Genomic DNA, 18,679 nt, shown 5'->3' on the forward strand with positions numbered 1-18,679 from the left:
GCTTCTCCTCGTTGACAACCGGAGCGATCGCTCCGTATCGTCCTAAGCGGGTTCACCGTTCCGATTCAACGTCCAGTCTTCCAGGAGAATTCCGATGCCTCGCACCGTGCCCGAAATCGCCCGGCTGGTCCGGCTTGGTATGTCCACTGTCGACACCGAACCGTTCGCGGACGTCTTCGCCGCCGACGCGGTGTACGAGCGGCCGTTCCTCGGCCTGCGCACCGAAGGCCGGGACGCCCTCGTCGCCGAGCTCCGCGCGGCCGGCGCCCGGGCGCACGCACTGGGCGTGCGGGAAGCCCAGGTCGCGCTGGAGCTGACGGAGACCGGGTTCGTCGTGGAGCTGGCGGTGGCCGGCCACCCTTCGTCGGTCGGGGTGGTGACGGTGACCGGCGGGGAGATCACGGCCTATCGCGACTACCCGAACACCGCCCTCGCCTCGCTCGGCACGCGCGAGATCTTCGACCGCTTCCTCGCCGCCTCGGTCGAGAACCGCTGGGACGACCTCGCCGACCTCTACGCCGAAGACGTCACGCTGGAAATGCCCTTCACCCTCCCCGGCGTGCCCCGCGTGACGAAGGGCCGGGAAGAACTCCGGCGCCGCTTCCGCGCGGCCGCCGGACTCCGGCGGATCACCGGAGCCGCCAACGTCGTCGTGCACGAGACGACGGACCCGCGGCGGCTCGTGGCGGAGTTCGACCTGCACCAGGAGGTGCGCGGCGAGGCCTTCGCCGTCTCCTACGTCATGGTCATGACCGTCGAGGACGGGGTGATCACGCACACCCGCGACTACACCGACACCGCCGCGGCCGCGGAACGGCTCAAGGCGTGGTCGCCTGCTGGGACGCCGGCGGGATGAACAGCCGCTCGACCGTGCTGACCGACCAGTCCCACACCCCGGGCACCAGCAGCACGCCGAGCACCACGAACACCGGGAAGACCAGCCGCTTCTCGACCTTCTTCCCGGTCTTGAACCGGAGGGCCTTCGGCGGCCCCAGCTCGTACCAGGTCTCGCCCGCGATCGGGATCGGGAAGAGGAACGGGCAGCCGGACTCGGTGAGCGCGTCGCCCAGGCAGTGGGTCAGGCAGCCCGCCGCGACCGCGATGCCGAGCCAGCCCGAGATCGAGGCCAGCTCGCCCGCGCGGTCCGGCGGGGCGGTGAAGAACCACCACGCCACCGCGGCACCGCTCACCGGGAGCAGCCAGTCGCCCAGCGCGCCTTCGGCCAGCATCAGCCCGAAGATCACCACGCCGACGACCGCCCACGGGCCGCCGGTGGCCGTGCCCCACGACGTCAGCGCGCCCAGGCCGGCCGCGAACAGGACCGTGTGCGAGAGGTGGCGGTGCTGGCCGGTGACCTTCTCGTCACGCGGGCCCTTGGTCAGCGCGTAGAACGCCGCCGACACGCGCCGCAGCAGCCACGACAGGGCGCCGGTCAGCCAGCCGAGGAGGCGGGACGCGCTCGCGCCGGGGTGATCGAGGTCGGGCAGCAGTGCGAAGCCCGCCGTGGTGGCCGCGAAGACCACCGCCTGGTGCACCGAACCCACCCCGACCGCGGGCGCCAGGGCCAAGCCCGCGCACCAGCCGGTCAGGGCGTGCGTCCGCCCCATCATCGTGCCGCCCCCAAGGTCCACGCACTAAAACAAGTCCGCGGAACCGTAGCGGGCGGTCAGGCTTGGGGGTCCTCCGACACGCTCAGGTGTTCGGCCACGCCGGTGAGCTCGATCACCCGGCTCACCGCGGGGCTCGGCACGACCTCGAGTTCGACGTCCTGCTCGCCGGCCTGGCGTTGTGCGCGGAGCACCACGTTCAGCGCGGAGGAATCGAAGAAGGTCACCCCGGTCAGATCGGCCACGACCCGCTGCGCCCGCTTGTCCGCGATCAGCCCGGCCAGGGCCTCTTGCAGCTGCGGGCTGGTGAGCAGATCGAGCTCGCCGGTGACCACCACCCGGGGCTCCGTCGCGTCGGTGTCCAGCGTGATGCCGAACCCGGGCGGGGTGGCGTTCTGGTCGGCTGCGGGCATGCAGTTTCTCCTCGTCAGGCGCTGCTCCTGCGCCGGGTACGCGCCTGCTGTCTCAAGCGGCAACCGTGTCACCGTGCCTTCCAGAGCCCGGGGCAGAACCCCGTGCCGGGCACGGTCAAGGCAACTCCGGGGCCAACCCTAACCCAGGAAGCGGCCGAGCCCGCCACGGCCGCCGCCCTTTCGCGTGAGCTGTTCACCTGCACCTGAATCGTGCCTGGTCAGTGCGCGCTCACGGTCTTCCGCTCGGCCCTCCGCTGGCGGAGGAACAGCTGCCGCCGTTCGATCTCGCCGAGGCCGCCCCAGATGCCGTACGGCTCCTGCACGGTCATCGCGTGCCGGCGGCACTGCGCCAGGACCGGGCAGGTCTGGCAGATGGCCTTGGCCCGCGACTCGCGCCGCTCGCGCGCGGAACCCCGCTCGTTGTCCGTGTGGAAGAACAGACTGCTGTCGGCACCGCGGCACGAGCCGTTCAGCTGCCATTCCCACTCTTCAGCAACCACGTTGGGCAGCCGGCTCACGTCAGCCATGTCGTCCCCGCCTTTCCCAGGATCAGCATGTCGACGGCTACATGCCCGCCGGTGGAGCGGATCAAACCCGGGTTTGGTTTGCTCACCCCACGGGCATCTCGCTGACCGGGCGTGAGAGGACACCGCCGACCCCCCGCAGCGCGAGCCGGAGAAAGGAACAAACGTGGAGGACAACGCCCCGCTCGTCCCGGAAGGCGCGCAGGTCATCGAGGTGCGGACGGCTGCGATCCCGCACGTCGTGCCCACGCTGCGGACCATCGTGGCCGACATCGCGATGCGCCAGGACTTCGACCTCGACGCCGTCGAGGACCTCCGGATGGCGGTGGACGAAGCCTGCTCGCTGCTGCTCCCCGCCAGCGCCGACGGGAAGCTGACGTGCGTCTTCTCGTGGAACGGGCCGCGCATCGAGGTCTCGGTCTCGGTCTTTTCGGACAGCCCGGACCACGAGGACGACACCGGGCTCTCCTGGCAGCTGCTGACCGCGCTCGCCACGACGGCCGAGCGCACCATCACGCCGGAAGACGGCCGCTACCTGTCCCGGGTGGACCTGGTCCGGGAAAGCCAGGTGGCGGACTCGTGAGCGGTCCCGCCGAGAGCAGCGGCGGCGAACCGGACGTCGGCGCGCTGTTCGCCCAGCTCGCCGGGCTGCCGGCGGATTCGCCGGAACGCGAGCGCATCCGCGACACCCTCGTGCGCGCCCACCTGGAACTCGCACGCAACCTGGCCCGGAAGTTCCGCAACCGCGACGAGGCGATGGAGGACCTGGTCCAGATCGCCACGGTCGGGCTCATCCACGCCGTCGACCGGTTCGACCCCGATCAGGGGACGGACTTCCTGGCGTTCGCGGTGCCCACCATCTCCGGGGAGCTGCGCCACCACTTCCGGGACAACAGCTGGTCGGTGCGGGTGCCGCGGCGGCTCAAGGAGCTGAACGCGAACATCTCGGCCGCGCGCGAAGAGCTCACCGTGCAGCTCTCCCGCGCCCCCAAGCCGAGTGAGATCGCGGCCCGCCTCGGCGTGCCCATCGAAGACGTCTACGAGGGGCTTCGCGCCGGTCAGGGGCGCTACGGCGCTTCGCTGGACCACCTGCTGGAGAACGCGGCGCACACCCGGTTCGGGGCGCCCGACGCCGAGCTGGGGCAGGCCGAGCTGCGGGAGGCGCTGCGCCCGATGCTGGAGAGCCTGCCGGACCGGGAGCGCAAGATCGTCGCGCTGCGGTTCGGCTCCGGGATGAGCCAATCGGACATCGCGCGCCGCGTCGGGGTGTCCCAGATGCAGGTGTCGCGGTTGCTGGCTGCGACGCTGAAGAAACTGCGTTCGGGCCTGGACGAATCCGAGCTGGCCGAAGGCACCTGATTAGCCGCTCACCCGCTTGGGTACTTCGCGGGCGGTACCGAACTCACTGGGAGGGGGACCGGATGACGACGTCGAAGATGCCGCAGCAGACCGCCGCGGCTGCCGCCCCGCTGAGGGTGCCCCTCCCGGCCGATGTCACCGCCCCGGCACTGGCCCGGCACGAGGTCCGGACGGCGCTGCTCGGCTACGGCGTGGACGAGCGCGGGCTGGCCGACGTCCTGCTGGCCACGTCGGAACTGGTCACGAACGCCTTCGAGCACGGCGAGCGGCCGAAGCGGCTGGAGCTGGAGTACGCCGGCGGGTACCTGACCCTGCGCGTGTACGACACCGGCGCGCTGCTGCCCGAGCTGCGGGCGCCGTCCCCGGCGCAGGCGCGCAGCCGCGGGCTGGTGCTGGTCCAGGCGCTGTCGGTGGACTGGGGCTTCGAACGCTGTGCCGGCGGCAAGTTCGTCTGGGCGGTCTTCCGGGTTTCGGACGACTGATCAGCGCAGCTCGCGCGCGGCTTCGGTCTCCCCGATCCGCTCCCGGAACGGCTTCCGGTCGAGGGCCTCGACGATCGCGTCCAGCAGCGCGCGCAGCGAGTACGGCAGCTCGGCTTCCAGCGCTTCCGACGCCTCGGTCGTCGCCGCCCACTCCGCTTCGATCAACGGCAGCAGGCCGCGCGCCTTCGCGGTGAGCGACACGATCCGCTGCCGGGCGTCGGCGCCCGGTTCGAGCGCGACCAGCCCGGCCCGGTTCATCTGCGCGACGGTCTGGCTGGCCGCCGAGTGCGTCACGCGCATCTCGGCGGCGAGGTCGCGGATGGCCAGCGGGCCGCGGGCCAGCAGCGCCCGCACCACCGGCGAGTAGCGCGGCCGGTAGCTCTCGAGGCCGATGTCGGCCAGGAACCGCGCGACGTCGCCGTCGAGGAGTTCGAGGACGTGCCGCAGCCGGGTCCCCAGCCCGTCCGGACCCGAAGTCATGGCCATGACCGGCGATCATAGGCGCCGGCCGTGTGCTTGGATCGCGGTATGGAGAACCGGAAGATCGCCCGGCTGGGCCGCGAGGTGTCCGTCGTCGGGCTCGGCTGCTGGCAGCTCGGCGCCGACTGGGGCGAGGTCGACGAGAACGAGGCGCTGGGCGTGCTGCACGCGGCCGCCGACAACGGTGTCACCTTCTTCGACACCGCCGACGTCTACGGCGACGGCCGCAGCGAGCGGCTGGTCGGCCGGTTCCTCGCCGACCGCGGCGACGTCTTCGTGGCGACCAAGATGGGCCGCCGGGTCGAGCAGGTGCCGGAGAACTACGTCGCCGCGAACTTCCGCGAGTGGAACGACCGGTCGCGCCGCAACCTCGGCGTAGACACGCTCGACCTGGTGCAGCTGCACTGCCCGCCGACGCCGGTGTACTCCTCGGACGCGGTGTACGACGCGCTGGACGCGATGGTCGACGAGGGCCGGATCAAGGCGTACGGCGTCAGCGTCGAGACGTGCGAAGAGGCCTTGACCGCGTTGGCGCGGCCGCACGTGGCTTCCGTCCAGATCATCCTGAACTGCCTGCGCCTCAAGCCCCTGGAGCGCGTGCTGCCGGTCGCCGCGGAGGCGGGCGCCGGCATCATCGCGCGGGTGCCGCTGGCGTCGGGCCTGCTGTCCGGCCGGTACACGGCGGACACGACGTTCGCCGAGAACGACCACCGGAACTTCAACCGCCACGGCGAGGCGTTCGACGTCGGCGAGACGTTCTCCGGCGTGCCGTACGAGGCCGGGCTGGCGGCCGTCGAGCGGCTGCGCGGGCTGGTGCCCGAGGGCCAGGCGCTGGCGCAGTTCGCGTTGCGCTGGATCATCGACCAGCCGGGCGTGAGCACGGTGATCCCGGGCGCGCGCAACGCGGCGCAGGCCACGGCGAACACCGCGGCGGCGGCGCTGCCCGCGTTGTCCCCCGAGGCGCTGGCGGGCGTCCGCGAAACGTACGACGAGCTGATCCGGCCGCTGGTGCACGATCGCTGGTGAGCCCGGCATGATGGGCCGATGATGACGCCCGAAGAGCTCCTGACCACCACCAGGACCGTGCGCAAGCGGCTCGACCTGGACCGCCCTGTGCCGCTGGACCTGGTGAAGCACTGCGTGCAGGTGGCGTTGCAGGCGCCGAGCGGCTCGAACACGCAGCGGTGGCAGTGGCTGATCGTCACCGACGACGAGCAGCGGGCCGCCCTCGGCCGGATCTACAGCCGCGCGTGCCACGAGTACCTGGCGTCGCCGAACGCGGCGGGCAAGCAGTTCGCCGACGACCCTTCGCGGGCCCCGGTGCAGCAGCGCGTCGGCGACAGCGTCGCGTACCTGGCCGACCGGATGGGTGACGTCCCGGTGCTCGTGGTCCCGTGCCTGGAGACGGCGTCCGCGGAGCTGCCGCCGGGCAACCAGGCCGGCCTGTGGGCGTCGCTGCTGCCGGCGGTGTGGAGTTACATGCTGGCGGCGCGTTCGGTGACGCTGGGCACGGCGTGGACGACGCTGCACCTGAAGTACGAGCAGGAGGCGGCCGAAGTGCTGGAGCTGCCGAAGAACGTGCACCAGGCGGCCTTGATCCCGACGGCGTTCTACACGGGCGACACCTTCAAGCCCGCGGCGCGGCAGCCGCTGGAAGAGGTCCTGCACCTCGACCGCTGGTGAGCTTGACCTTCCCCCTGGGGCCGGGCGCACCGTGAGTGGTGACCGGGCGCCCGCCCGGGGCGAGGGGGACCACGTGCTCACCATCGGCGCGTTCGCGAGGCTGGCGCGGCTTTCGCCCAAAGCCTTGCGGCTCTACGACGAATCGGGCCTGCTGCCGCCGGCGCGGGTCGCCCCGGACACCGGGTACCGCTGGTACTCCCCGGACCAGCTCGCCCGGGCCCGCCGGATCGCGCACCTGCGGCGGCTCGACCTGCCGCCGGCCCGGATCAGGACGGTCCTCGACCTCCCCGCCGCCGCGGCCGCCGAGCACCTCGCCGCCTACGTCGAAGAGCAGCGGCAGCTCTGGCGGGCCAAGCGGGAACTGGCCGGCTTTGTTCGGCGGGCCTGCCATCCCGCGTCCGGCAGGCGAAGCGGGCCGGCCGTTCCTGCGCTACCACGGCGAACTCGACGTCGACAGCGACGGGCTCGTGGAGTTCTGCTGCCCCATCGCCGACACCGGCGTGGCCGACCGGTTCCCCGACATGACGCTGAGCACCGAACCGGCGGGCCGGGAGGCGTACGTCAGCGTGACCAAGGCGAACATGGGGACCGCGCTCGGGCTGGAGTCGCTCCACCGGTGGCTCGCCGACCACGACGAGCACACCGACTGGAAGCCGCGGCAGATCTTCCTGGCCGACCCCGCGGCGGCCGGTTCCGACGATCCCGTCTACGAACTGGCCGTTCGCCTGGACTGAAGCCGGGTTCAGCGGACGGTCAAGGTGAGCCGCTGGATGCCCCAGGCGTCGGCCTGGGAGCCGGGCAGCCAGACGTCGACGATGTCGTCCTTGATCCAGCTGCCGATGTCGGCCGCGTAGCACTCGCCGTAGCCGGGGACCGAAAACCGGGTGCCCCACGGGATGATCCGGGCGTCGACGGCGCAGAAGCCCGGGCCCGCGTTGTAGCCCAGCGCGGTCTGGGCGACGTCGTTGTAGGACGTGACGCGGTAGTTCAGCGTGGTGCCGGCGGGGATCCGGTAGGGCGCGAGCCGGTCGCCGGTGCCGAGGCGGTAGGCCGTCGAGATCTGGCCGAGCGAGCCGGGCGAGTTGTCCTCCGCCGTCATCGCGTAGAGCTGGTAGTTCGCGTCCTGGCACGGGCTCGCGTCGGTGACGGTGAGCGTCGGCTGGCCCCAGTCGCTGATCCACTGCAGGGCCTGGCCGTTGCGGAACGCGCGGTACGCCTTCGCGCCGGAGACGCGGGCGAAGGTGAAGGTGACCTTGCCGTCGGCGCCGAGCCCGCCGCTGACCGAACCGGGCGCGGGCAGCCGGTTAGTCACGTCGACGGCGCCGACGAGCGTGCCGGGCCCCTGCCCGCCGGTGACCGGGCGGTCCGGGATGGTGCCCTGGTAGAAGTGCTGGCAGGCGGGCAAAGCGGCGGCCGACGCGGGTGCGGCGGGAGCGAGCAGACCGCCGGCGGCGAAGGCCGCCAGCGCGAGGACCCTGACTGAGCGCACGACGGGAAACCTCCATGGGTGGGGACCGGGGTGGAGGCGGGTTCACCGCTGAAAACGACGCTAAGTGGCCTGGACCACACAGTCAATAGGTCTAGACCTTTAAGGTTTTCCGGTACCCGATCGGCGCAGCGGCCTGGCAATGCCGCGCCGGGGTGGGCCTGCGATGTCCTGAATGAGTCATTCAGGACATCCGAAGACCTGAATGACTCATTCAAGACGCCGGTGAAGCCGTCGCCGAGCGAGCCGCTCAGCGCGTCCGGCGCAGCGGCCATGGACTACAGGTAGCCCACCAGGCGGTCGGCCAGCTCGGCCGGGTGGCTCAGGGTGACGCAGTGCGGGCCGTCGATCTCGTCCGGCGTGACGCCGAGGCGTTCGCGGGCGACGCGGCGCTGGAAGTCCGGGGTGAAGAACCGGTCGTCGCGGCAGAGCAGCACCCGCGTCGAGACGTCCGGGTGGGCGGCCAGCGGCCACGGCTCGTCCCACTCCTTGCTGACCTGCTCGCGGCCGTGCGCCTGGCACTGCTCGGCCAGCTCGGCCGGGACGCCGTTGAAGAACTGCTCGGCCTCGGACAGCCCGGCCGGCGCGGCGAAGCCGGTGTTGCCCCACCACTGCCCCGGCGGCTCGGCGGGCGCCGGGATCATCCCGGCCAGGTAGACAAGCACCCGCGCCCGCACCTTCGCCGCGACCAGCGGTGCCGTGAACCCGCCGTACGAATGCCCGACGACGGCGACGTCCGACGCGTCCCCCAGGGCCGCCAGCACCGTGCCGGTGAAGTCGGAAAGCCCGGCCGCCCGGTCGGTGATCGGCAGGTCCGGCGCGACGAAGTCGTGGCCGCGAGCGACCAGCTCCGGGCCGAGGAGGTGGAAGTCCCAGCCGCTGCCACCGCCCCCGTGGATCAGCGCGAAAGTCGTCATGGCGGGCAGCTCAGCAGCGGCGCAACATGTCCGTCAAGGCCGTTTTCTCCCCCTGCGTGATCGTCAGGGCGTAGTAGTGCTTCACCACGATCCAGTCGGTCGCGTAGGTGCACCAGAACGACACCAGCGGCGGTTTCCACTGGTCGGGCGCCTTGTCGCTCTTCTGCTGGTTCACGTTGTCGGTGACGGCGAACAGCTGCGGCCGGGTCAGGTCGTTGGCGAACTGCTCGCGCTTCTCGGCCGTCCACGTCTTCGCGCCGCTCACCCACGCCTGGCCGAGCGGGACCATGTGGTCGATGTCGACGTCGGTCGGCTTCGTCCACGTGTCGCCGTCGTAGATGCTGGTCCACGTCCCGGCCGTCGCCTTGCAGTCCTTGTCGGTCTTGACGTCCTTGCCGTCGCGCTTGAGCACGACCTCGCGGGTGTCGCAGCCGGCGCCCTGGCTGTCCCAGTGCTTGAACTTCTCGCGCGAGTAGCCGTCCATCGACGTCCGCGCGGCGATCGTCAGCTCGTCGAGCTGCTTCTGCGCGTCGGCGGCGCTGACCGGCACCGGGCCCGCGGTGGACGGCGGGGTCGCACCCGCCCCTCTGCTCGTCACCCAGTACCCGAACAGGGCGACCGCGAGGATCGCGACTACCAGCAGGATCCGTTGCGTCACGCTGAGCCGAAAACTGCGGGCCGCCAAGATTTTCTCCTCTCACCTGCGCGGGGGCGCGGCGTAGTCTCACCCGTGCCGACGTGGGACAACCGCGCCGACACGACGACCTGGCGCGAATGTGATCTCGCCCACTCTCAGCGATGTCACACCGGGCCCATGAACTGCGACTACCGGAGCAGGACCCATCCGGAGGGAGCAGCCGATGCCCGGTCGGCTCAAGAAGTTCGACGAGTTCTTCCAGCGCAAAGCCGCGGAAGGCGGAAACGTCGTCGCCATGGCCAGGATGGGCTCCGCCATGCGCGAGCGCGGGGAGCTGGCCGAGGCCGAGACCTGGTTCCGCAAGGCCGCCATGGGCGGCGACCGCGTCTCGATGACGTCGCTGGCCCACCTGCTGGCCGAGCGCGGCGCCCGGGAAGAGGCCGAGCGCTGGTACCACGAAGCGGCGCTGGCCGGCGACCCGCACGGGATGCTGAACCTGGCCCGCGCGTACGAGCGGCAGGGCAAGCGCGACGAGGCCCAGCACTGGTACGGCGAGGCGGCCCGCACCGGTGACCTGCCCTCGATCGCCGCGCTCGGGCACCTGCTGCGCGAGCAGGGCAAGGGCGAGGAGGCCGAGTCGTGGCTGCGGCAGGCCGCCGACGCCGGCACCACGAGCGCGATGATCGACCTGGGCATCGTGCTGCGCGACCGCGGGCAGACCGCGGAAGCCGCCCGCTGGTGGCGCTCGGCCGCGCAGGCCGGCGACCTCGCCGCCACCTGCCAGCTCGGCAGGCAGGCCGAACGGCTCGGCAGGCCGGGTGACGCCGAGTCGTGGTACCGCCAGGGCGCGACCGGCGGGAACAGCGAGGCGATCGTCCGGCTGGGCCTGCTCCTGCACCGCCGCGGCGACCTCGAGGAGGCGGAAAGCTGGTACCTCGACGCCGCCGAGCGCGGCGACCCGGCGGCGATGACGAACCTCGGCGTGCTGGCCCGCAACCGCGGCGACGAGGGCGAAGCCGCCGCCTGGTACCGCAAGGCCGCCGAGCACGGCAGCGTCCCGGCGCTCACCAACCTCGGCCACCTCGCCGAGCACCGCGAGGACTTCGCGGAGGCCGAGCAGTGGTTCCGCCGCGCCGCCCGGACCGGGGACGTCCAGGGCATGCTGAGCCTGGCGCGGATGCTGCGCTCGCGCGGCGCCGCCCAGGAGGCGGAACAGTGGCTGGCCCGGGCGGAGCACGTCCAGGACGACCGCGAGCACCACTTTTGACCGGCCGTCCGCGCGGTCGCGTGACGCTCCGCGGCCTGGCACGGCCCCCCTTCGATCTATTGTGTGGTCCACCTCACAGCTCTAGCCTGAATGGGCTCCCACCACCGAGCAGCTGCCTCCGAGGAAGTACCGCGATGTCGTGGTCACCGAATCACCCGGACTCCGTCGATACCCTCTTCGAGCGCCGGAAGGCCCCGGTGCTCGCCCTGGCCGACGACGCCGGGACGGTCGCGGCGGCGTGCCTCGGCATGGCCCGGCGCTTCCACCGCGGTGGCAAGCTCGTGGTCTTCGGCAACGGCGGCCCCAGCACCGACGCCCAGCACGTCGCGGTGGAGTTCGTCCACCCGGTGATCGTCGGCAAGCGCGCGCTGCCCGCGCTCTCGCTGACCGCGGACGTCGCGACGGTCACCGGCGTCGCCAGCCGCGCCGGCCTCGACGACATCTTCGCCCACCAGCTGCGGATCATCGGCGACCCGGCCGACATCGCGCTCGGCATCTCCACCGACGGCGCGTGCGCGAACGTCCGGCGTGCCCTCGAGACCGCCCGGGACCTCGGCATGCTCACCGTCGCGCTGACCGGCGGCGACGGCGGGGCGATCGCCGCGACACCCGGTCTCGACCACGTCCTCGTCGCCCGCTCGACCGACCCGCGCGTAGTCAAGGAGGTCCACGTGACCACGTACCACGTCCTGTGGGAACTGGTGCACGTCTTCTTCGAGCAACCCGGTCTGCTGGAGGTGGCGTCGTGAACGCCGATGGCGCCGACAGACCGGCCGGCCCCGTCTGCCACGACGGGGTGTGCATCACCTGCTCCGACACCGCGGTCGAGGTGACCGTGGTCGAGCTCCTCGAAGACGAGCTCGCTGTCGTGGACACCGGTTCCACGCGGGAAGAGGTCAGTGTGGCGCTGGTCGAGGCCGGCGTCGGCGACCGCATCCTCGTGCACGCCGGAGAAGCCATCGCACGCTTGGAAAAGCGCTAGCCGCGGGAGAGCCGGCATGACGCGGGAACACCCCGTCCCCGACGGCCTCGAGGCGCTGTACCCGTTCCTGTACTCGGGTGCGAGCGACCTCGACGCCGTCCTCCGCCAGGTCGAACAGTCCACTGTGGACAAGGTGCGCGAGATCGTCGCCCTCCGCGATGAGGTGCTCGCCGCCGACCGCGACCGGCTGTTCGCGTGCGCCCAGGACCTGGCGCGCGCGTTCCGCGGCGGCGGCCGGCTGCTCGCCTTCGGCAACGGCGGGAGCTCGACCGACGCCCAGGACCTCGCCAGCCTCTTCCTCAGCCCGGCCGGCGACGCGCGGCCGTTGCCCGCCTTCGGGCTGACGAACGACATCGCGGTGGTGACGGCCCTGTCCAACGACATCGGGTTCGACGTCGTGTTCGCCCGGCAGATCGGCGCGTTCGGCCGGCCCGGCGACATCGCGGTGGGCCTGTCCACCAGCGGGAACTCCGCGAACCTGGTGCGCGCCTTCGATGAAGCCGCCCGGCACGGCATGGTGACCGTCGGCATCGCCGGCTACGACGGGGGCAAGATGGCCGAGCTGGACAGCATCGACCACCTCTTCGTCGTCCCGTCCCCTTCCGTGCACCGCATCCAGGAAGCCCAGACGACCCTCTACCACGCGCTGTGGGAGCTGACCCTCGGCGCGCTCGACGACCCCGGGGGTGCACACCCGTGACGCACGCGCAGCAAGAAGAGCAGCCCATCCACATCCTCTGGATCAACGCCGGCCTGTCCTGCGACGGCGACTCCGTCGCACTGACCGCCGCCACGCAACCGAGCATCGAGGAAATCGTCCTCGGTGCCTTGCCCGGCCTGCCCAAGATCGCGGTCCACTGGCCGTTGATCGACTTCGAATGCGGCCCCGACAAGGGGGCCGACACGTTCATCGAGTGGTTCCACAAAGCCGACCGCGGCGAGCTGGAGCCGTTCGTGCTGGTCGTCGAGGGCTCGATCCCCAACGAGTCGATCAAAGAGGAGGGCTACTGGTGCGGGTTCGGGAACAACCCCGAAACCGGCCAGCCGATGACGACCAGCGAGTGGCTGGACCGCCTGGCGCCCAAAGCGCTGGCCGTGCTCGCCGCCGGAACCTGCGCCACCTACGGCGGCATCCACGCGATGCAGGGCAACCCGACCGGCGCCATGGGCGTGCCCGACTACCTGGGCTGGAACTGGAAGTCCGGGGCCGGCATCCCGATCGTCTGCGTGCCCGGCTGCCCGACCCACCCGGACAACCTGTCCGAGACCATCACCTACCTGCTCTACCAGGCCGCCGGGCAGGCGCCGATGATCCCGCTCGACGACCACCTGCGGCCGCAGTGGCTCTTCGGCGCGACCGTGCACGAGGGCTGCGACCGCGGCGGCTACTACGAGCAGGGCCAGTTCGCCACGGAGTACGGCTCCCCGAAGTGCCTGGTGAAGCTGGGCTGCTGGGGCCCGGTCGTGAAGTGCAACGTGCCCAAGCGCGGCTGGATCAACGGCGTCGGCGGCTGCCCGAACGTCGGCGGCATCTGCATCGGCTGCACCATGCCGGGCTTCCCGGACAAGTTCATGCCGTTCATGGACGAGCCACCCGGTGCGCAGGTGTCCTCCTTCGCCGCCAGCACGTACGGGTCGGTGATCCGCCGCCTGCGGAAGATCACCGAACGCAAGGCCGACAAAGAGCCCAAGTGGCGGCACAAGGGCGGCAAGCTCGACACCGGCTACCAGGCAGGGACGCGGTCATGACGGAGATGAAGGACAAGACCGGCCTCGTCGAGATGGCGTGGGACCCGATCACCCGGATCGTCGGCAGCCTCGGGATCTACACGAAGATCGACTGGGCGCAGAAGAAGGTCGTGGAGTGCCACAGCACGTCGTCGGTCTTCCGCGGCTACAGCATCTTCATGAAGGGCAAGGACCCGCGCGACGCGCACTTCATCACCAGCCGGATCTGCGGGATCTGCGGCGACAACCACGCGACTTGCTCGGTGTACGCGCAGAACATGGCCTACGGCGTCCGCCCGCCGCACCTCGGAGAGTGGATCCTCAACCTCGGCGAGGCCGCCGAGTACATGTTCGACCACAACATCTTCCAGGAGAACCTGGTCGGGGTCGACTACTGCGAGAAGATGGTCGCCGAGACCAACCCCGGTGTCCTGGAGCTGGCCAACCGCACCGAAGCACCGCACGCGCGCGACCACGGGTACCGGACCATCGGCGACATCATGCGCTCGCTCAACCCGCTCGAGGGCGAGTTCTACCGCGAGGCCCTGCAGGTCTCCCGGAGCACGCGCGAGATGTTCTGCCTGATGGAGGGCAGGCACGTCCACCCGTCCACGTTGTACCCCGGCGGCGTCGGCACGGTCGCCACCGTGCAGCTGTTCACCGACTACCTGACCCGGCTGATGCGCTACGTCGAGTTCATGAAGCGCTGCCTGCCGATGCACGACGACCTCTTCGACTTCTTCTACGAGGCCCTGCCCGGCTACGAAGAGGTCGGGCGGCGCCGGATCCTGCTCGGCTGCTGGGGCAGCCTCAACGACCCCGAGCACTGCGACTTCAGCTACGAGAACATGGAGTCCTGGGGCCGCAAGATGTTCGTGACGCCGGGCATCGTCGTCGACGGCAAGCTCGTCACCACCAGCCTGCTCGACATCAACCTCGGCATCCGGATCCTGCTCGGCAGCTCGTTCTACGAGGACTGGGCCGACCAGCCGATGTTCGTCACGCACGACCCGCTCGGCAACCCGGTCGACCAGCGCCACCCCTGGAACCAGCACACGATCCCGCGGCCGGCGAAGCGCGACTTCGACGGCAAGTACTCGTGGACGATGTCGCCGCGCTGGTTCGACGGCAAGGACCACCTGGCCCTCGACACCGGCGGCGGCCCGATCGCCCGGCTGTGGGTGACCGCGCTGGCCGGCCTCGTCGACACGCCGTACGTGAAGTCGACCGGGCACAGCGTGACGATCACCCTGCCGCGCACGGCGACCAAGCCCGAGGTCGGCTTCGAGTGGAAGATCCCGCAGTGGAGCAACGCGCTCGAACGCAACCGCGCGCGGACGTACTTCCAGGCGTACGCGGCCGCGATGGCGCTGCACTTCGCCGAGCAGGCCCTCGGTGAGGTCCGCCAGGGCAACACGAAGACGTGGGAGCCCTTCAAGGTTCCCGAGGAGGGCGTGAGCTGCGGCTTCACCGAAGCGGTGCGCGGCGTGCTGTCGCACCACATGGTGATCAAGGGCGGCAAGATCGCGAACTACCACCCGTACCCGCCGACGCCGTGGAACGGCAGCGTGCGCGACAGCTTCGGCACGCCGGGGCCGTACGAGGACGCCGTGCAGAACACGCCGATCTTCGAGGAGAACACGCAGGAGAACTTCAAGGGCATCGACATCATGCGCGCGGTCCGCAGCTTCGACCCGTGCCTGCCCTGCGGCGTCCACATGTACACCGGCAAGGGCAAGGTCCTGGAACGGCTGCACACCCCGCACGCGTTCGGCGGGGAGCTCGGCTGATGACCGAAGTCGACCGGGTCGGCGAGCGCATCGAGCAGCTGCTGGGCGAGTTCTCCGGCCCGGAGGCCGAGCTCGCCGAGGAACTCGTCCACACGCTGCTCGAGTTCTACGGCGCCGGGCTGGCCCGGATCGTCGAAGCCGTCGACCGGCCGTTGCTCGACCGCCTCCTCGAGGACGACCACGTCCGCGGCCTGCTCGTGCTGCACGACCTGCACCCCCGATCGACGCACGAGCGGGTCGCCGAAGCGCTCGACGAGGTGCGGCCGTACCTGGGTTCGCACGCCGGCGACGTCGAGTTCGTCGGGATCGACGACGGCGTCCTCCGGCTGCGGCTGCAGGGGAGCTGTGACGGCTGCCCGTCCTCGACGGTCACCGCGAAGTACGCCATCGAGCGCGTGGTCCGGGCGGCGGCACCGGAGATCTCCGACGTCGTCGTCGAAGGGGTGGCCGAAGAAGCCGGTCCGGGCGGCCGTCCCCTGCTGCCCCTGTGTCCCGTGGAGGTCCCGTGACCGGCGGCCTGCGCAGGTTCCGCACCCGCGCCCCGCGCGCCGCGCCCGGCGAGAAGTGCGAGCTGTGCGCGGAACCGATCGGTGCCGAGCACGGGCACGTCATCGACCTCGAGTCCCGGACGATCCTGTGCGCCTGCCGGGGCTGCTACCTGCTCTTCACCCACCGCGGCGCGGGCGGCAAGCGGCACCGCGCGGTGCCGGACCGCGTCCGGCACCTCCCGCGCTTCGAGCCGGGCGCCGCGCTGTGGGCGTCGGCCGGCATCCCGGTCCGGACGGCGTTCTTGTTCCGGAACTCGGTGCAGGACCGCGTCGTCGCGTTCTACCCGAGTCCGGCGGGTGCGACGGAGTCCCTGCTGCCGCTGGGCACGGGCGACGACCTGCTCGCCGACGTCGCCGACGACGTCGAAGCACTCCTGGTCAACCAGCTCGACGACGACTTCGAGGGGTTCCTGGTGCCGATCGACGTCTGCTACGAGCTGGTCGGGCTCGTCCGGACGACCTGGCGCGGCTTCGACGGCGGCACCGAAGCCCATGAGGCCATCGACGGGTTCTTCGCTCGGTTGCGGGAGCGCGGCGATGGCTGAGCTGACCTTCGACTGCATCGACGTCCGGCCGCTGAAGTACGCCGCCTCCCCCACACTCGCGTTCAAACTGCGGATCTCCGAGCTGAGCGGGCAGCCCGTGCACGCGATGGTGCTGCGCGTCCAGATCCGCATCGAGCCGCAGCGCCGCCGGTACGCCGACGACGAGTCGGAGCTGCTCACCCACCTCTTCGGCGACCGGTCCCGGTGGGGCGAGACGCTGAAGCCGTTCCAGTTCACGACCGTGTCGGTGACCGTGCCGGGGTTCACCGGTGCCACCGAGGTCGACGCCGAAGTGCCGTGCACCTACGACCTCGAAGTCGCGGCGGGCAAGTACTTCCACGCGCTGTCCGAGGGCGTCGTGCCGATGGTGCTGCTGTTCAGCGGGACCGTGTTCGGCAAGGGCGGGCCGGGGTTCTGGGTCGAGCAGGTGCCGTGGCACACGCAGGCCGAGTGCCGGATGCCGGTGGCCGTCTGGGACGAGCTGATGACCCGCTACTTCCCGAACGCCGCGTGGATCAAGCTGCCGCGCGAGACGGTCGACGCGCTGCTCAAGTACAAGGCGCGGCACGCGATCCCGACCTGGGAAGCCGCGATCGACAAGCTGCTGGCCGGTGAACCGTGAACGTTCTCGAGCAGGCCCGCGCGGTCGGTGACGCCGTGCTCTACGAGGGCTACCTCCTCTACCCGTACCGGGCGTCGGCGCCGAAGAACCGCGTGCGCTGGCAGTGGGGCGTGCTGATGCCGCCGTCGTACGCGTCGGCGGAGATCGGCGAGCACGCGTCGGCACGCGTCGAGTGCGTCGTCGAGCCGCTGGAACGCACGATCCTGCGCGTCAAGCTGCGGTTCCTGCGGGCCGAGGCACGCGCCACGGCGGACGAAGGCGTCGAGCACGAGATCGACTTCGAGCTGCCGCTTTCGGAACTGCCCGCCGAGAAGCCGTTCGACGTGCACGAACTGTCCGGCGTCCTGACCGCCCGGGTCGACCCGCTCGACGGGCCGTTCGGCGGCGCCCGGCTGCGCGTCGAGGTGCACAACACGACGTCGTGGCACTCGGACGGCGTCCGCGAGCACGCCCTGCGGCACGCGCTGCTCGCCGCCCACCTCGTGCTCAGCGTCGACACCGGGCACTTCCTGTCCATGCTGGACCCGCCGGAGTGGGCGAAACCGGCGGTCGAGGCCTGCCGGCAGGAGCGGCTCTGGCCGGTGCTGATCGGCGACACCTCGCGCAGCACGGTAGTGCTCGCGTCCCCGATCATCCTCTACGACGACCCGGCGATCGCCCCGGAAAGCCCGGGCGACCTCTTCGACGGCACCGAAATCGACGAGATCCTCACCTTGCGCACGATGACGCTGACCGACGAGGAGAAGCGCGAGGCCCGGGCCACCGACCCGCGCGCGGCGGCGATCGTGGACCGCGTCGACGCGATGCCGCCGGAGCTGCTGGAGCGGCTGCACGGCGCGGTCCGGTCCGTCCGGCCGGTCGAGCCTTCGGTGGTCGTCGCCGGTGTCCGCGTGGCCGAGGGGTCCCGCGTGCGCCTGCGGCCGAACCTGCGCGGCACCGACGCGCAGGACATGTTCCTCACCGGCCGGACCGCCACCGTGCGCACGGTGCTGTCCGATGTGGACGGCGGCACGCACGTCGCGGTCACCCTCGACGACGACCCCGGCGCCGACCTGCAGCACGCGCAGGGCCGGTACCGGTACTTCTCCCCCGACGAGATCGAACCCTTGGAGGTCGCGGAATGAGGCCACGAGTACTGGTCGCCGGCATCGGCAACATCTTCCTGGGCGACGACGGTTTCGGCGTCGAAGTCATCAAGGAGCTGGAGCAGGCCGATCTGCCGCCCTGGGTGCAGATCGCCGACTACGGCATCGCCGGCATGCACCTCGCCTACGACCTGATGGGCGGCTACGACACGACGATCCTGCTCGACGCGACCCCGCACGGCCGCCCGCCCGGCACGCTCTCGCTGATCGAAGCCGACACCGAGGACCTGGCGGCGTCGGCGTCGATCGACGCGCACGGCATGCGGCCGGACGCGGTGTTCCGGCTGCTCAGGTTGCTCGGCGGCGACGCCGGGCGCGTGCTGCTCGTCGGCTGCGAACCGGCGTGCCTCGACGAAGGGATCGGGTTGTCGCCCGAAGTGACCGCGGCCGTCCCGGCGGCCGTCCGTGCGGTCACCGAACTCGCCTGGGGAACCAGTCCGCAGCTGCAAACCACGGAGGTCTGA

General features: G+C 71.1%; 25 protein-coding genes and 1 pseudogene. 19 read left to right on the plus strand and 7 right to left on the minus strand.

The features are described 5' to 3' along the window. Positions 1 to 94 precede the first annotated feature (94 nt). The gene (locus tag H4696_RS32035) at positions 95 to 856 is read left to right on the plus strand and encodes a nuclear transport factor 2 family protein (protein WP_086862302.1); all 762 of its coding nucleotides are present in this window, start codon (positions 95 to 97) and stop codon (positions 854 to 856) included. On the opposite strand, the gene H4696_RS32040 is transcribed toward H4696_RS32035, so the two are convergent. The 3 genes from H4696_RS32040 to H4696_RS32050 all read right to left on the minus strand — a co-directional run bounded on the left by H4696_RS32040 (position 819) and on the right by H4696_RS32050 (position 2,547). Continuing rightward, positions 819 to 1,607, minus strand: coding sequence for a metal-dependent hydrolase (locus tag H4696_RS32040; RefSeq protein WP_086862301.1), 789 nt, complete (start codon positions 1,605 to 1,607; stop codon positions 819 to 821). The two genes, H4696_RS32035 and H4696_RS32040, sit on opposite strands and share 38 nt — an antisense overlap. Positions 1,608 to 1,666: 59 nt before the next feature. Next, complete coding sequence (locus H4696_RS32045; RefSeq protein ID WP_086862300.1) at positions 1,667 to 2,020, minus strand: STAS domain-containing protein; 354 nt, start codon at positions 2,018 to 2,020, stop codon at positions 1,667 to 1,669. Between the two features lie 218 nt (positions 2,021 to 2,238). Further along, on the minus strand, positions 2,239 to 2,547 hold the full coding sequence (locus H4696_RS32050) for a WhiB family transcriptional regulator (protein ID WP_086862299.1): 309 nt from the start codon (positions 2,545 to 2,547) through the stop codon (positions 2,239 to 2,241). A 163-nt stretch (positions 2,548 to 2,710) separates the two neighbouring features. On the opposite strand from H4696_RS32050, the gene H4696_RS32055 reads away from it, so the two are divergent. The 3 genes from H4696_RS32055 (at position 2,711) to H4696_RS32065 (ending at position 4,385) form a co-directional block, all read left to right on the plus strand. After that, on the plus strand, positions 2,711 to 3,127 hold the full coding sequence (locus H4696_RS32055; RefSeq protein WP_086862298.1) for an ATP-binding protein: 417 nt from the start codon (positions 2,711 to 2,713) through the stop codon (positions 3,125 to 3,127). Then, complete coding sequence (locus H4696_RS32060; RefSeq protein ID WP_086862297.1) at positions 3,124 to 3,903, plus strand: SigB/SigF/SigG family RNA polymerase sigma factor; 780 nt, start codon at positions 3,124 to 3,126, stop codon at positions 3,901 to 3,903. The genes H4696_RS32055 and H4696_RS32060 overlap by 4 nt, the downstream gene beginning before the upstream one ends. Positions 3,904 to 3,965: 62 nt before the next feature. Continuing rightward, the gene (locus H4696_RS32065) at positions 3,966 to 4,385 is read left to right on the plus strand and encodes an ATP-binding protein (RefSeq protein ID WP_086862296.1); all 420 of its coding nucleotides are present in this window, start codon (positions 3,966 to 3,968) and stop codon (positions 4,383 to 4,385) included. On the opposite strand, the gene H4696_RS32070 is transcribed toward H4696_RS32065, so the two are convergent. Continuing rightward, positions 4,386 to 4,865 carry a MarR family winged helix-turn-helix transcriptional regulator gene (locus H4696_RS32070; protein ID WP_420831572.1) on the minus strand — a complete coding sequence of 160 codons (480 nt, stop codon included), beginning with the start codon at positions 4,863 to 4,865 and terminating at the stop codon, positions 4,386 to 4,388. Positions 4,866 to 4,913: 48 nt separating this feature from the next. Here H4696_RS32070 and H4696_RS32075 point away from each other — a divergent pair, with 48 nt between their 5' ends. The 4 genes and pseudogenes from H4696_RS32075 (at position 4,914) to H4696_RS32090 (ending at position 7,282) form a co-directional block, all read left to right on the plus strand. Further along, a complete protein-coding gene (locus H4696_RS32075) occupies positions 4,914 to 5,891 on the plus strand; it encodes an aldo/keto reductase (protein WP_086862294.1) in 978 nt (325 codons plus the stop codon). Between the two features lie 18 nt (positions 5,892 to 5,909). Next, on the plus strand, positions 5,910 to 6,548 hold the full coding sequence (locus H4696_RS32080; RefSeq protein WP_086862293.1) for a nitroreductase family protein: 639 nt from the start codon (positions 5,910 to 5,912) through the stop codon (positions 6,546 to 6,548). 73 nt (positions 6,549 to 6,621) lie between these two features. Further along, positions 6,622 to 6,771 (plus strand): annotated as a pseudogene (locus H4696_RS50925) (MerR family transcriptional regulator); the annotation flags it as partial. 148 nt (positions 6,772 to 6,919) lie between these two features. Beyond that, positions 6,920 to 7,282 carry a GyrI-like domain-containing protein gene (locus H4696_RS32090; RefSeq protein ID WP_169735056.1) on the plus strand — a complete coding sequence of 121 codons (363 nt, stop codon included), beginning with the start codon at positions 6,920 to 6,922 and terminating at the stop codon, positions 7,280 to 7,282. Between the two features lie 8 nt (positions 7,283 to 7,290). Here H4696_RS32090 and H4696_RS32095 read toward each other — a convergent pair whose 3' ends face one another. The 3 genes from H4696_RS32095 to H4696_RS32105 form a co-directional block, all read right to left on the minus strand. Continuing rightward, positions 7,291 to 8,037: a 3D domain-containing protein gene (locus H4696_RS32095; protein ID WP_086862292.1), complete on the minus strand. Its 747-nt coding sequence runs from the start codon at positions 8,035 to 8,037 to the stop codon at positions 7,291 to 7,293. Between the two features lie 275 nt (positions 8,038 to 8,312). Continuing rightward, complete coding sequence (locus tag H4696_RS32100) at positions 8,313 to 8,951, minus strand: alpha/beta fold hydrolase (protein WP_086862291.1); 639 nt, start codon at positions 8,949 to 8,951, stop codon at positions 8,313 to 8,315. Between the two features lie 10 nt (positions 8,952 to 8,961). Next, on the minus strand, positions 8,962 to 9,636 hold the full coding sequence (locus tag H4696_RS32105; protein WP_086862290.1) for an HNH endonuclease family protein: 675 nt from the start codon (positions 9,634 to 9,636) through the stop codon (positions 8,962 to 8,964). A 175-nt stretch (positions 9,637 to 9,811) separates the two neighbouring features. Between H4696_RS32105 and H4696_RS32110 the strand changes: the two genes are divergently transcribed. The 11 genes from H4696_RS32110 (at position 9,812) to H4696_RS32160 (ending at position 18,679) form a co-directional block, all read left to right on the plus strand. Next, complete coding sequence (locus tag H4696_RS32110) at positions 9,812 to 10,855, plus strand: tetratricopeptide repeat protein (RefSeq protein ID WP_086862289.1); 1,044 nt, start codon at positions 9,812 to 9,814, stop codon at positions 10,853 to 10,855. Positions 10,856 to 10,989: 134 nt separating this feature from the next. Continuing rightward, entirely contained in the window at positions 10,990 to 11,604 is a 615-nt protein-coding gene (locus H4696_RS32115; protein WP_086862288.1) for a D-sedoheptulose-7-phosphate isomerase, read from the plus strand. Next, positions 11,601 to 11,837 (plus strand): HypC/HybG/HupF family hydrogenase formation chaperone, encoded by a 237-nt coding sequence (locus tag H4696_RS32120; protein ID WP_249027080.1) that lies wholly within the window; start codon positions 11,601 to 11,603, stop codon positions 11,835 to 11,837. Before H4696_RS32115 ends, H4696_RS32120 begins: the two co-directional genes overlap by 4 nt. Positions 11,838 to 11,853: 16 nt before the next feature. Further along, positions 11,854 to 12,537 (plus strand): D-sedoheptulose-7-phosphate isomerase, encoded by a 684-nt coding sequence (locus H4696_RS32125; RefSeq protein WP_086862287.1) that lies wholly within the window; start codon positions 11,854 to 11,856, stop codon positions 12,535 to 12,537. Next, entirely contained in the window at positions 12,534 to 13,586 is a 1,053-nt protein-coding gene (locus H4696_RS32130) for an NADH-quinone oxidoreductase subunit B family protein (protein ID WP_086862286.1), read from the plus strand. Before H4696_RS32125 ends, H4696_RS32130 begins: the two co-directional genes overlap by 4 nt. Next, complete coding sequence (locus H4696_RS32135) at positions 13,583 to 15,355, plus strand: nickel-dependent hydrogenase large subunit (RefSeq protein ID WP_086862285.1); 1,773 nt, start codon at positions 13,583 to 13,585, stop codon at positions 15,353 to 15,355. Before H4696_RS32130 ends, H4696_RS32135 begins: the two co-directional genes overlap by 4 nt. Further along, complete coding sequence (locus tag H4696_RS32140) at positions 15,355 to 15,864, plus strand: NifU family protein (protein WP_086862284.1); 510 nt, start codon at positions 15,355 to 15,357, stop codon at positions 15,862 to 15,864. The genes H4696_RS32135 and H4696_RS32140 overlap by 1 nt, the downstream gene beginning before the upstream one ends. After that, positions 15,861 to 16,448: a DUF5947 family protein gene (locus tag H4696_RS32145; protein WP_169735057.1), complete on the plus strand. Its 588-nt coding sequence runs from the start codon at positions 15,861 to 15,863 to the stop codon at positions 16,446 to 16,448. The genes H4696_RS32140 and H4696_RS32145 overlap by 4 nt, the downstream gene beginning before the upstream one ends. Further along, positions 16,441 to 17,070, plus strand: a complete 630-nt coding sequence (locus H4696_RS32150) for a DUF6084 family protein (protein ID WP_086862283.1) — start codon at positions 16,441 to 16,443, stop codon at positions 17,068 to 17,070. Before H4696_RS32145 ends, H4696_RS32150 begins: the two co-directional genes overlap by 8 nt. Further along, complete coding sequence (locus tag H4696_RS32155; RefSeq protein WP_086862282.1) at positions 17,067 to 18,194, plus strand: hypothetical protein; 1,128 nt, start codon at positions 17,067 to 17,069, stop codon at positions 18,192 to 18,194. The genes H4696_RS32150 and H4696_RS32155 overlap by 4 nt, the downstream gene beginning before the upstream one ends. Further along, entirely contained in the window at positions 18,191 to 18,679 is a 489-nt protein-coding gene (locus H4696_RS32160; protein ID WP_086862281.1) for a hydrogenase maturation protease, read from the plus strand. Before H4696_RS32155 ends, H4696_RS32160 begins: the two co-directional genes overlap by 4 nt.

The organism is Amycolatopsis lexingtonensis (assembly GCF_014873755.1).
Taxonomy (GTDB): Bacteria; Actinomycetota; Actinomycetes; order Mycobacteriales; family Pseudonocardiaceae; genus Amycolatopsis; species Amycolatopsis lexingtonensis.

Excerpts from the sequence above, each read along its gene's own strand:
- H4696_RS32035 (WP_086862302.1), top strand. The coding sequence starts at position 95 with ATGCCTCGCACCGTGCCCGAAATCGCCCGGCTGGTCCGGCTTGGTATG.
- H4696_RS32040 (WP_086862301.1), bottom strand. The coding sequence starts at position 1,607 with ATGGGGCGGACGCACGCCCTGACCGGCTGGTGCGCGGGCTTGGCCCTG.
- H4696_RS32045 (WP_086862300.1), bottom strand. The coding sequence starts at position 2,020 with ATGCCCGCAGCCGACCAGAACGCCACCCCGCCCGGGTTCGGCATCACG.
- H4696_RS32050 (WP_086862299.1), bottom strand. The coding sequence starts at position 2,547 with ATGGCTGACGTGAGCCGGCTGCCCAACGTGGTTGCTGAAGAGTGGGAA.
- H4696_RS32065 (WP_086862296.1), top strand. The coding sequence starts at position 3,966 with ATGACGACGTCGAAGATGCCGCAGCAGACCGCCGCGGCTGCCGCCCCG.
- H4696_RS32070 (WP_420831572.1), bottom strand. The coding sequence starts at position 4,865 with ATGACTTCGGGTCCGGACGGGCTGGGGACCCGGCTGCGGCACGTCCTC.
- H4696_RS32075 (WP_086862294.1), top strand. The coding sequence starts at position 4,914 with ATGGAGAACCGGAAGATCGCCCGGCTGGGCCGCGAGGTGTCCGTCGTC.
- H4696_RS32080 (WP_086862293.1), top strand. The coding sequence starts at position 5,910 with ATGATGACGCCCGAAGAGCTCCTGACCACCACCAGGACCGTGCGCAAG.
- H4696_RS32100 (WP_086862291.1), bottom strand. The coding sequence starts at position 8,951 with ATGACGACTTTCGCGCTGATCCACGGGGGCGGTGGCAGCGGCTGGGAC.
- H4696_RS32110 (WP_086862289.1), top strand. The coding sequence starts at position 9,812 with ATGCCCGGTCGGCTCAAGAAGTTCGACGAGTTCTTCCAGCGCAAAGCC.
- H4696_RS32115 (WP_086862288.1), top strand. The coding sequence starts at position 10,990 with ATGTCGTGGTCACCGAATCACCCGGACTCCGTCGATACCCTCTTCGAG.
- H4696_RS32125 (WP_086862287.1), top strand. The coding sequence starts at position 11,854 with ATGACGCGGGAACACCCCGTCCCCGACGGCCTCGAGGCGCTGTACCCG.
- H4696_RS32135 (WP_086862285.1), top strand. The coding sequence starts at position 13,583 with ATGACGGAGATGAAGGACAAGACCGGCCTCGTCGAGATGGCGTGGGAC.
- H4696_RS32140 (WP_086862284.1), top strand. The coding sequence starts at position 15,355 with ATGACCGAAGTCGACCGGGTCGGCGAGCGCATCGAGCAGCTGCTGGGC.
- H4696_RS32150 (WP_086862283.1), top strand. The coding sequence starts at position 16,441 with ATGGCTGAGCTGACCTTCGACTGCATCGACGTCCGGCCGCTGAAGTAC.
- H4696_RS32160 (WP_086862281.1), top strand. The coding sequence starts at position 18,191 with ATGAGGCCACGAGTACTGGTCGCCGGCATCGGCAACATCTTCCTGGGC.